Here is a 12359-nt window from a genome sequence, read left to right as displayed (position 1 = left end):
CTGCTATAGTAAGAATTACCAAATACGAGATATAATTTTTTTAAAAGGAGGTTCAATATGAACAAGAAACGCGCACTTTCAATATTAGTAGCTGCAGCAATGGCAGCTGGAACACTGGCTACATCTGTACCGGTTTACGCAGATGACGTAGAAGAAATCACATGGATGTTCTGGGATGACCTGGAAGCTACGGAAGATCTTATTTCCAAAGGTTACAAAGAAGTCATTGATCGTTTCAATGAAGAGTACGATGGCAAATATCACGTAACTCCGATCACCACCAACCTGGAAGAGTATGATGGCAAGCTGAACGCACTGATCGCAGCAGGACAGACACCGGATGTTTACATCTGCAACCCTGGTCCGAACATGGACGTATATGTAAATGCAGGTGCAGCAGCTGACCTTACCGATATCCTTGAGAATCAGGAAGCTGACTGGTACGCATCCTTTACAGATGGTATTTTCGAAAGAATGACTTATGACGGAAAGATCATGGCAGTTCCTACCAACTTCGCAGCAGCCTGCGTTTACTACAACACCGAGATGTTCGCAGATGCTGGCGTAGAAGTTCCTACCACATACGATGAACTGATTGCTGCATGCCAGAAGCTTCAGGATGCCGGCTACACACCAATCTCCTGCTCCGCTGGTACCGCATGGTGCTTATCCATGATCGCCGGTTACTTATGTGACCGCCAGGGCGTTGACCTTGCAGCTATCGCAGATCACACTGCTAACTGGACCGATGACAACTGCATCGAAGCAGGTAATAAATTAAAAGAACTTTCCCAGTATTTCCAGGCTACAGCAGCCGGAGATTCCAACGACCAGGCTACAGCAGCTTTCTATAACGGCGAGGCAGCTATGCTGGTTCAGGGTTCCTGGGCAATCGCACAGATCAACGGCAGCAATCCAGACTTCGAGTCCAAATGTGGTGTCTTCCAGTTCCCTGGAATCGACGGTGCTAACGACCCGAACCGTATGATTGTTAAGACTGATAACCTTCTGATGAGCTCCACAACAGAGCATCAGGACGCAGCTATCGCTCTTATGAAAATGTTCACAGACGAGACAGCTCAGAAATACACAGCAGAAGTCGGCGGCAAATTCCCAATCATCAAAGACCTTGAAATCGACTATGACAAAGCTCCTGCACAGCTGAAATACGTTCAGGATATCATGGCAAAGGCAACCGGTACATTCGGATTCTACAATGAGTCCCTTGCATCTGTAGAAGCTGGTGACTGCTTCGATAACGCAATGGTTGATATCTTCCTTGGCAACCAGACACCAGAAGAAGCATTCCAGACTGTACAGACATTCTATGAGGAGAACGTTTGGGAATAAATCCTCCCTTATAAAAAATAAGTTATAAACCCAGGCACATGGCTGCCGCGGAACGGACTGAGGCATGTTCCGCGGCAGTCTTTTTACTCAAAAGAGCAAGCTTACTCTTTAACAACACTATATTTTCCTGAAACCCAGACCGGTTTCAGCAACATTCGACGGAAGGAGATATTATGGATAAAATTCTGCGCGACAAAAAAGCCATTTTCGTATTTATCGCCCCGGCGCTGATCATGTTCCTTCTGGTCCTGATCATCCCGACAGTACAGATGGTTTACTACTCATTCTGCGATTACGCAGCACTTACACCCCCTGAATTTGTGGGATTAAAAAACTATAAGAAACTGTTTTTCGGTGACGCCACATTCCGTATTGCCCTGAAAAACTCCATCTTTTTCATGATCTTTTCAGCAGTCACACAGCAGATCTTCGGTCTTTTACTTGCTGTTATGCTCACCAACATCCCGAAAGGCCGCAACATTTTCAAGAACATTTATTATCTTCCATGCGTACTTTCCTCCGCAGCACTTGGACTTCTCTGGTCCTTCCTTTTCAATCCGAGAATCGGTATCAACAATCTTCTTGCCAAATTCGGCATTGAAGGACCTCTGTGGCTGATGGACTCTACCGGATTTATTGTACTTCCCATGTGGGTTATCGCATTTGTTGCCCTGTGGCAGTACCTTGGTCAGAACATGATGCTTTATATGGCACAGATCACCGGAATTTCCCGTGACATTTATGAAGCTTCCTATATAGACGGTGCGTCAAAGGTAAAAGCATTCCGCTACATTACCCTCCCGCTGATCAAACCTATGATGATCACCTCCCTTTCTCTGAACTGTATCGGTTCCCTGAAATTCTTCGACCTGGTCTACAACATGACCCAGGGTGGACCGAACCACAGAACCGAGGTCCTTGCAACTGAGCTTTACGCAGAAGGCTTCAACTATTTTAAATACGGCTATGCCAGCGCTATTTCCGTAGTTCTGTTGGTTCTCTGTCTGCTGGTAACCCTTCTGGTAAAGAAAGTCATCAAAGTAGAAACTTACGAATCATAAGGAGGTGGGAAAATGAGCAACGTAAAAGTAAAAGCTGCAAAGAAGCCGGTCAAACCGGTAATCGTAGTCGTTTATATCCTGCTGGTAATTCTGGCAGTTGTTTATCTGGCACCACTTCTGTGGATGTTATCTGTATCCCTGAAAGACAATGCAGGCGTTATGGCAGCACCTTTTTCCCTGCCAGATGTGTTCCATTTTGAAAACTATCAGCAGGCTTGGCAGATGGGAAAACTTGGAACCGCACTTGTAAACTCCGTTCTTGTCTGTGGTGTTACACTTGTTGTCAGCCTGTTCTTTGGCGCAATGGCAGCTTTCGCCATCGCAAGAATGCGCTGGAAATTATCCGAATTTATGCATACCTTCTTTCTCATCGGAATGATGGTTCCTGTACATTGTGTCCTGATTCCACTGTTTGTACGTTTTGCAAAGCTTGGGCTCACAAACTCCCAGGGCGGACTGATGATTCCATACATCACATTCTCCCTGCCAATGACCATTTTCCTGCTGACTGGTTTCTTCCGTTCCATGCCAGGTGAAATGTTCGAGGCTGCTGCCATTGATGGCTGTGGAATCTATGGCTGCTTTTTCAAAATCGCACTGCCTCTTTGCAGAACCGGCTTCTTCGTATCCGGTCTGATGACCTTCATCAATAACTGGAACGAGCTGCTTCTGGCAATGGTATTTATTTCCGATCCTATGAAAAAGACGCTGCCAGTTACCCTGACCTATTTCGTAGGTCCTTACGCAACAAACTATGTACAGATGTTTGCCGCCATCATCATCGCGATCGCGCCTACCATTCTGGTTTACTCATTGTTCAGCAACCAGATCGTGGAAGGTCTTACCACTGGTGCTGTCAAAGGATGATACATAACATTGAAACCTTTTCATTTACTAAACCTTGTGACCTGTATTTATGCAGGTCACAGAGTTTATATACCCCGATTTAACATTGTGTTTTATAGTCACCACGAATTTATGACAACAACAGGAGAAACATTATGAATAGAGAAGAGGCTAGAAAAAAAGCGACCAAACTGGTCAATCAGATGACTTTGGAAGAAAAAGCAAGCCAGCTGCGTTATGACGCTCCGGCGATCAAGCGACTGGGCATCCCAGCTTATAACTGGTGGAACGAAGGTCTCCACGGAGTCGCCCGTGCCGGACAGGCCACTGTTTTTCCACAGGCAATCGGCCTTGGTGCCACCTTTGACACTGCACTTCTGGGTGAGATTGCTGATGTTACCGCTACAGAAGGGCGCGCCAAATATAACGCCTATTCCCAGGAAGAAGACCGGGACATTTATAAGGGCCTTACCTTCTGGTCCCCAAATGTCAATATTTTCCGTGATCCCAGATGGGGACGTGGACATGAAACCTACGGCGAAGATCCTTATCTTACCAAAGAACTGGGCGTTGCCTTTGTAAAAGGCATCCAGGGAGACGGTGAAATTATGAAAGCCGCTGCCTGCGCCAAGCATTTCGCAGTCCACTCCGGTCCGGAAGCCATCCGCCATGAATTTGACGCAGTTGTTTCCCAGAAAGATATGGAGGAAACCTATTTACCAGCATTCGAAGCCCTGACAAAAGAAGCTGATGTAGAGGGCTTCATGGGTGCTTACAACCGCACAAACGGAGAACCCTGCTGCGGAAGTCCTACTCTTCAGAAAAAACTCCGCGGTGACTGGGGATTCCAGGGATATTTCGTTTCCGACTGCTGGGCAATCAAGGATTTCCATGAACACCATATGGTAACCAGCACTCCTGCAGAATCTGCTGCCCTGGCTCTGAATAACGGATGTGACCTGAACTGCGGAAACACTTATCTTCATATTTTGAAAGCTTATGAAAAAGGGTTGATTTCGGAAGAGACTATCACAGAATCTGCGATCCGTCTTTTCACAACCAGATATATGCTGGGATTATTTGAAGAAACCGAATATGACAAGATTCCATATTCCGAGGTAGAATCCCCTGCCCATCTGGCACTGTCCAGAAAAGCAGCAGAAGAAAGTTTCGTACTTCTGAAAAATAACGGAATCCTTCCATTACAAAAAGAAATGATCAAAACCATCGGAATCGTTGGGCCAAATGCAGACAGCCGCGCAGCACTGGTAGGAAACTATCATGGTACCGCATCCCGCTACTGCACGATTCAGGAAGGCATTCAGGATTATCTTAGCGCTGCCGGAAGCGATGTCCGGGTGCTTGCTTCCGTGGGCTGTGATCTTTTCCGCGACCGCACTGAGCATCTGGCACTTACCCAGGACCGACTGGCTGAGGCCAAGATCGTTGCCGCAAACAGTGATGTGGTAATCCTCTGTGTAGGACTTGACGAGACGCTGGAGGGCGAGGAAGGGGATACCGGAAACAGCTACGCTTCTGGTGATAAAGAGACCTTGAAGCTGCCGCAGGTCCAGCTGGATCTTATGGAAGCAATGGCAGCGTCCGGCAAACCGATTGTTCTTTGCCTGATGGCAGGAAGCGACATTGATCTTTCCTATGCCGCAGAGCATTTCGACGCAGTGATGGTTCTGTGGTACCCAGGTACTGAAGGTGGAAAAGCAGCTGCCAGAGTATTGTTCGGTGATGTTTCCCCATCTGGCAAGCTCCCGGTAACCTTCTATGAAACACTGGAAGAGCTTCCTGATTTCACAGATTACGCAATGAAGGGCCGTACCTACCGCTACATGGAAAATAAGGCGCAGTTCCCATTTGGATATGGACTGACTTATGGGAAGGTTGTAGTGACGGATGCGGTTGCACAGAAGTCTGCATCCGAAGCCATTGCAGACAGCCAGTCAGCAAAAGTAACAATCACCGCCACGGTTACCAACCAGGGACAGATTGCCACCCGAGAAGTCGTTCAGGTATATCTGAAAAATACCGATTCTCCACTGGCCGTAAGAAATCCAGAGCTTGTTGCTTTTACTTCGGTTTTCCTGGACGCAGGCGAAACAAAAGTTGTCACCCTTTCCATTGCCCCAAGAGCATTTACTGTTGTAGATGAAAATGGAGTTCGAAGAGAAGATGGTTCTCACTTCAGGATTTATGTTGGCTGCAGTCAGCCGGATGAAAGAAGTGTAGAGCTTACAGGTGTGAAACCTGTGGAGATTGAATACATGAAATAGTCAATAAGGCTGCCGCATCAAAAGTTACTTAACCTTAATGCGTCAGCCTCTCTTTTATATCTTTTATTTAAAAGCTCTTATTCCGCACTAGCATCCACCCCATACACCTCAATCTGCATCAATGCCGGAAACGGAGAAGCATCCTCTGCTTTTTCAAGCTCGCACAGCTCCAACCATTTGATTTGTTTCGATTCAAAAGAAAACATCTGAGCCTCATTACTCTTTTTCATATCCAGTTTCAGATCACTGCCATCACTAAACACCACTTTCATACTGGTCCACCAACTGTCATGTGGAAAATCTGCCCTGGTGTAAAGCACAATCCGGTCCACACATACGGTACGTCCAAAATCCAGTTTCATCTTGCAGTCTTCCTCGCTGACAACGCCCCAGGAACCGTATGGCCACTCACCGTGACAGCCATTTGCAGTCATACCATCAATGGTATTTCTGGCAATAAAAACAGACTCATCTCTGGTTTCTACATTGGCGCTTGCGTGAGGATAACAGTTTGCATCCTCGTGCTGGTCATTTACATTCAAGGCCAGATTCCGATAAGCCGTCACTTCAAAAGGCCAGGCAATTCTGGCTGAAATCAGATGCTTCTCACCGGAAAACGCTTTTGGCGAATAACAGATTTTCTTCTCTCCAAAAGGAATGCGATAGGTTACCCAGCCAGTTGTATATACCAGGGATTTTCCCAGTGCATCATCCACCTGAAGCCATACATGATGACTGCCTTCTTCTGTTTCCAGAATGACAGTGTCTCCCTCTTGATACTGGTGGTTTAAAGCTAGATAAACCTCCGTTTCTCCATGTGCTACTGCAATATTTTTTCCATCTTTATCTGCAACCTTTAAACATAGCATAAAAAAATCCCCCTTCTTGTTTTCATTCACTATAGCGTCTTTTCGGAAAAGACTCTGCCCCATAATTATTATAAATCCTGGGTTTGGATCCAACAAGGAGAGGAATTTTTGATTTGGTTTCCTATTTTTTATTCTGACTGTTTTGTTTTTTACTCCAGTTTCTGCTGCGATTTACTCCAGTTTCCCCTGTCCATAATAAGCATTCGCACCATGCTTTCTATAATAATGCTTATCCTGAAGCTCCTGCGGTGCAGGCTTCACGTTCGGATTGATCAATTCGCAACGGGATGCCATCTTGGCAACCTCTTCCAGAACTACTGCATTATGTACTGCTTCATGAGCATCCTTGCCCCATGTGAAAGGTCCATGATTCTTGCAGAGAACCGCCGGAACAGCCTCATAATCTCTCTTTTTGAAATAATCTGCGATCAGGATACCGGTATTTCTCTCATAAGCTTCCTCAATCTCGCCCTTATCCAGATTACGGACACATGGAACTTCACCATAGATATAGTCCGCATGAGTGGTTCCATAGCATGGAATTGCGCGTCCTGCCTGCGCCCAGCTGGTAGCCCAGGAAGAATGGGTATGTACGATTCCGCCAATCTTCGGGAATGAATTGTACAGAACCACATGAGTAGGTGTGTCAGAGGAAGGATTATATTTTCCTTCGACCTTGTTGCCCTCCAGGTCTACGACTACCATATCCTCTGGTGTCAGTTTATCATACTCTACACCACTTGGTTTGATTACGAAAAGCCCTTTCTCACGGTCGATTCCACTTACATTTCCCCAGGTGAAAGTAACCAGACCATATTTCGGCAAGTCCATATTTGCCTTGTAAACTTCCTCTTTTAATTTTTCAAGCATAACTGTATCCTCCTTTTTTACATGTAAAATTCTACTTGTATCTTATCTTTTTCACAAACGTTCATTATTGATGTTACTGTTCACACCATGTACCGTAACCTCTTCGCAATGCACAGGAATCACAACTCATTATTCATACAACGGAATCTCATATCCCCAGGATTTCCGGATTCCATCCATGATCTCCATCACTCTTATTGTCTCAGCATGGGGCATTTCCGGGCATTCCTTTGCCCCTTCTGCAAGGGCTCTGGCACAAGCCTCCACCTCATATTCGTAACCTGTGATCTGCTCTGGCGGCAGATAGGATGCCACCTCCTGATGATTCTGGTCAAACACAGTGATTTTTTCCGGATTGTTAATATTCTGCACCTGAATACAACCTTTTGTTCCAAAGATGCTGCCCACCCGGTCAGATATTTCCCGTGCACCGCACTGTAAAGTCGCCATACGGTCACCTTCAAAAACCATCGCGATCGTATCCAGCATATCTACTCCGTCGCGGAAAATAGCGGTCGCCTGCACATCCTTCAGCTTATCTCCAAGAACCATGCTGGCAAAATTAATCGTATACACACCTACATCCAACAGCGCACCTCCGGCCAGCTCTGGCTTACGGATACGCTCTACATTACTGATGGCATAATTCAGATTAGCAGTAACTGCTGTCACATCCCCGATCACACCGCTTGCAATGATATCATTGATCATCTTCCTGGATGGCATATATCTGGTCCAGATTGCCTCTGTGATCAACAGATTTTTCTCCTTCGCCAGGGCAAAAAGCTTTCTGGCCTGGTCTGCATTTACAGTAAAAGCTTTTTCGCAAAGCACATTTTTCCCAGCTTCCAGGCACATCTTCGCATGAAGGTAATGATGGGAATGAGGTGTTGCAATGTATACCAGATCAATCTGGGGATCCGCCAGCATTTCCTCATAAGAACCATAGGCTCTGAAAATACCATGTTTCTCTGCGAAAGCCTGGGCCCTTTCCAGACTCCTTGCTGCTACTGCATAATTTTCTACATCATCCATTCCGGCTACTGTCTTCGCCATCTGAACCGCAATTCCACCGGCTCCAAGAATTCCAATTTTCATTATGTAACCCACCCTTTCTATCACTAAACGGACATGTCTGCTAACGCAGACATCATCATGCTTTCAAAGCATCATCTTCCAACTACTTTTTATCTATAAACTCTGCCAGGGTCTGTATCACCGCTTCCACCTGGATTGGCTTCGCCAGGTGCGCGTTCATCCCGGCCTCCAGGCATTTCTTCACATCGCTCTCATAGGCATTTGCTGTCAGCGCGATCACAGGAATCGTCTTCGCCAGGGGATGATTTAAGTTTCTTATCACCCGTGTCGCCTTCAGGCCATTCATCACAGGCATCTGCATATCCATAAGAATTCCGTCATACCGGCCCATCTCTGACGCCTCGAATTTCTCCACACATTCCAGTCCGTCAGCAGCCCGTTCACAGGAAATTCCATACATGGCAAGCTGTTCCATCAAAATCTCATGGTTCAGATCATTATCCTCTGCTACAAGGAGATGGATTTCCCTGTCTGGAAGCTTTCCGTCTGCCATCTGCCCTGCATAATCCGGCTCTGCAGCCGCTTCTTCCACATAGGAAAGCTCAAGAGTCACCCGGAAAGACGTTCCCTTTTGTAGCTCACTTTCCACCTCAATGGTTCCGCCCATCATATCCACGATTTTTTTCACAATGGCAAGCCCAAGGCCACTGCCCCGGACTTTATTCACCCTGGTATCAACCGCACGGGAAAATTCGGTATACATGTTTTCCATAAAATCAGGCGCCATTCCAATGCCGTTATCGCTGACAATTCCGATCAGCCTTACCTTACCGGCATTCTCTGATGGCTCTTCATACAATTCAAACCGTATGGTGCCATTTTCTGGTGTATATTTGATTGCGTTTGACAACAGATTAATATAAATCTGGCTCAGCCGCAGCTCATCTGTCAACAGTATATTATGTAAAATCCCATGCTTGCTGCTTATATAATGTTGCTTTTTCTCCGCCAGTATCCCGCTGATTGTCTGCTGGTACAGTTCAAAATTCGCTTCTATATTTACAGGTTTCTGCTCCAGCTTAAACTCCCCGCTTTCAATCCTGGAAATATCCAGTACATCATCGATCAGCTGTTGGAGATTTCCGCCGCTAAGCAGAATCTTATTCAGGCAGTCCTCTATTTTTTTCGGTTCCTCCAGATGGTGCCTTGCAATATTGACAAATCCCATGATTGCATTCATAGGGGTTCTGATGTCGTGAGACATTCTGGACAAAAATTCGGATTTCGCTTCGCTTGCGCGCTTTGCTTCTGCCGCTTCACCCATAAGGAATCTCTCACGCCTTTTTTCCTCACTGATAAGGCGGATTACAAAAAGCACCTGCACAGCTTTTCCCAGTTCATCTCTTTTTTGTACAATAAATCGTGCCAGATGCCAGTTACCATCTGCCGCCTGATATTCTGCCGCAATGGTCTCTTCGTCCTTCAGTCGGGCCGAAACTGTACTAAGATCAAAAAATTCTGCAACCTTCTCCTGGTATTCCGTTGCTACCTGTTCCCTGTTATCCTGAGCCATCCGCACACTGGCATCTCCATGGCATCCGGTCAGACGCAGCTCGGAGCTTCCGCCAGCAATCTCTTCATAGTAATAGCGCACCAGATCGATCTGATAGATCCGGAAATAAATTTTGCCAAGAGCAGAAATAATCTCACTGCCCATTCTCGTTTCTTCCAGGGCACTCTCCAGCTCCTGCTGGTGCTTCTTCTCCTCACTGACAATCTCATCAATATAACGGAAATCTACCAGTGCCAGATATCTGCCTTCCGAAAAATTCAGCCGGGAAGCCCGAATCTCGAAATACTGCTGTCCCAGCGCATTCTTTGTCGTCTGGAACCTGCGGCTTATCCGGCTCTGTTTCTTCAGTTCCCGAATCAGATTCTCCGGCCGGAAGGTCTCCAGATAATCTGATATACTTTCTTTAATTATGTAGCGCTCAAAATACTCTTTCATCGCAGCAGAAAAACAGATAGATGGCCTGTCTTCCAGAGAGATAAACTGTGATGCATTTGCACCATTAGACAACTTCACCGTTTCCGCCCTGTCCGCAAGCAGATCCACCTTAAAAACCGAAGTACTGTCGGAACAAAGTACGCTCAGGATCTCCTGCTCTTGATTTTTCTGCTGCAGACGGTTCTCCAACGCATCCCGCATGTGCAGGTTTTGTCTGGCGGCATTAAGATATTCTCCCACAAATGCCATTTCCTGGATAAAAAGAGGAGAAATATCAGGGGATGGATTATCCAGCCCGATAAAGCCAGCCAGCTTACTCTGATTATACATAGGCGTCAATATAGAAGAATGTATTCCACAGGATTTCAATGCTTCATATTCTGCCGGCATGTCTTCCCATATTTCTTCCATATTTTCGATCACCAATGGCTTCCCACTGTCAAAAATACCGCTCCATTTCGGCATATCCGCCCTTGTAACCAACGGCATATAAGAACTTTTCGACAAAACACCAGGTGCACACCATTCATATCTATGCCTGTACACGCCTTCGCTTTCTTTTTCAAAAATATAGACGCATTTTGCCTCGCTATATTCTCCCATAAGGCACAACATTTCCTGCACAGTCTTATTCAGTTCTTCTTCATTCCCAGCACGGCTAATGGCCGGAAGCTTCTGCAAAATAGCAGAAGCATACTTTTGCCTGTTCTTCAGTTTCTCAGTCTGTTGCACCTGAATGTCCATGGGTTCACCAGCTTTCTTGGGATTTCATAAACTAATTCGTAACTCAATGCCACGGATTGTTCCGCAGCTACGCTGCTCTCACAATCCGGGGGCATTCGGAATCCGCTGATTTACTGCGTAAATCGCTACTTTCTCATGTTTGGCGGGTCCCAAGGTCAAAAGCTTTATCGTGCAAGCACGAACAGCTTTCTGACCTTTTGACCCTGGCATCATATAAACTCCACAATTGCATATGGCGCACCTTCTTCTGTAGAAAGCGCAACCGTAACTTTTCCCTCTTCCAATTTCACTGATGGGTAAAAAACATCTCCCAACAGTGCCTGTTTCTTATACTCTGCTCTCATCTGATGAATCGCAAACCCCGCTGGCAGATAATCTGCTGCCATGCGGATATACTGGCAGTTATTCACATGATGGTGGGTGTCCAGATGATGCTTCTGAATGGAAAAAGGCTCTTCCTTAGCCATCTCTTCCGGCAATGTGATCTTACGCGGAGCATAATCCATATCCAGCTTCTCATCCAGTTCATATCCTCTCACATCTTCATCGGTCAGCCTTGCCGGAAGACCCGTCTGGGTGTCAATGTTCGTCCAGATACTGTTTGCATAGGATAAAATCTCTCCCTCTTCTGTCTTCAGGGTAAAGTTTCTCATCCCAAGAAAGCCCTTAAAACCATAGGGGGCTGTAGTTGCCACAATAGTTTCTCCTAATTTAGGATAACGGTTTACTACGATCTGCCAGGAGGACAGCACCCATGCCCTATGACGTTTCTCCAACACTTCCATTCCCTGCCCGATTTCCTCCGACTGAAAGGTACAACAGTCCTGATAATAATCCTGGATTCCAGGAAGGGTCAGGCAGCCATTTTCTCCAATTTCACTGTATCTTACACGACCTTTGAAGCTGTAACTCATATGATGTCAATCTCCTTATCTCGCTCCGCGACGGGAACCGCGAACTCCGTTTCACTTCGTTTGCGTAGCGTAAAATCGCTCCGCGACGGGAACCGCGAACTCCGTTTCACTTCGTTTGCGTAGCGTAAAATCGCTCCGCGATTTTACTTCATTATATAACAAATCGGTCAATAAAGATATGAAAAAATGGAAAAGTTTTGTGAATTTCCTCTTGCTTCCAGGCAGCTTACCATGTACAATAAAGGCATAAAAACAGAAAATATCGAGTGCTTATATAGGTCCATAATCCGGTTGGACGTTTCTACCAGCTACCCTAATAGTTGTCTATAAGCTGCATACGAAAGAGATGTGCAGGTATAGCTTTTTCCAGGGTA

General features: G+C 46.1%; 9 protein-coding genes and 1 riboswitch. Of the genes, 4 read left to right on the top strand and 5 right to left on the bottom strand.

Annotated features, from left to right (window positions below):
- Positions 1-57 precede the first annotated feature (57 nt).
- The 4 genes from ACTQWB_RS09205 (at position 58) to ACTQWB_RS09190 (ending at position 5542) form a co-directional block, all read left to right on the top strand.
- Positions 58-1350 (top strand): ABC transporter substrate-binding protein, encoded by a 1293-nt coding sequence (locus tag ACTQWB_RS09205; protein ID WP_441500963.1) that lies wholly within the window; start codon positions 58-60, stop codon positions 1348-1350.
- A 173-nt stretch (positions 1351-1523) separates the two neighbouring features.
- Positions 1524-2411, top strand: a complete 888-nt coding sequence (locus tag ACTQWB_RS09200) for a carbohydrate ABC transporter permease (RefSeq protein ID WP_441500962.1) — start codon at positions 1524-1526, stop codon at positions 2409-2411.
- 12 nt (positions 2412-2423) lie between these two features.
- Entirely contained in the window at positions 2424-3278 is an 855-nt protein-coding gene (locus ACTQWB_RS09195; RefSeq protein WP_441500961.1) for a carbohydrate ABC transporter permease, read from the top strand.
- A gap of 134 nt (positions 3279-3412) precedes the next feature.
- Positions 3413-5542 (top strand): glycoside hydrolase family 3 C-terminal domain-containing protein, encoded by a 2130-nt coding sequence (locus ACTQWB_RS09190; protein ID WP_441500960.1) that lies wholly within the window; start codon positions 3413-3415, stop codon positions 5540-5542.
- A gap of 77 nt (positions 5543-5619) precedes the next feature.
- Here ACTQWB_RS09190 and ACTQWB_RS09185 read toward each other — a convergent pair whose 3' ends face one another.
- From ACTQWB_RS09185 to ACTQWB_RS09165, 5 genes are all read right to left on the bottom strand, one after another.
- Complete coding sequence (locus ACTQWB_RS09185; RefSeq protein WP_441500959.1) at positions 5620-6411, bottom strand: carbohydrate-binding protein; 792 nt, start codon at positions 6409-6411, stop codon at positions 5620-5622.
- Positions 6412-6582: 171 nt separating this feature from the next.
- On the bottom strand, positions 6583-7281 hold the full coding sequence (locus ACTQWB_RS09180) for an L-ribulose-5-phosphate 4-epimerase (RefSeq protein ID WP_441500958.1): 699 nt from the start codon (positions 7279-7281) through the stop codon (positions 6583-6585).
- A 129-nt stretch (positions 7282-7410) separates the two neighbouring features.
- Positions 7411-8379 carry a Gfo/Idh/MocA family protein gene (locus ACTQWB_RS09175; RefSeq protein ID WP_441500957.1) on the bottom strand — a complete coding sequence of 323 codons (969 nt, stop codon included), beginning with the start codon at positions 8377-8379 and terminating at the stop codon, positions 7411-7413.
- An 82-nt stretch (positions 8380-8461) separates the two neighbouring features.
- Positions 8462-11071 carry a hybrid sensor histidine kinase/response regulator gene (locus tag ACTQWB_RS09170; RefSeq protein ID WP_441500956.1) on the bottom strand — a complete coding sequence of 870 codons (2610 nt, stop codon included), beginning with the start codon at positions 11069-11071 and terminating at the stop codon, positions 8462-8464.
- 209 nt (positions 11072-11280) lie between these two features.
- A complete protein-coding gene (locus ACTQWB_RS09165) occupies positions 11281-11985 on the bottom strand; it encodes an acyl-[acyl-carrier-protein] thioesterase (protein ID WP_441500955.1) in 705 nt (234 codons plus the stop codon).
- A 250-nt stretch (positions 11986-12235) separates the two neighbouring features.
- Positions 12236-12332, top strand: a riboswitch (purine riboswitch).
- Positions 12333-12359 lie beyond the last annotated feature (27 nt).

It is taken from the genome of Blautia sp. HCP3S3_H10_2 (assembly GCF_052122375.1).
Lineage (GTDB): Bacteria > Bacillota > Clostridia > Lachnospirales > Lachnospiraceae > Blautia_A.
Note: the sequence above shows the minus strand (reverse complement) of the source record. Positions and strands in the feature narration are given on the sequence as shown.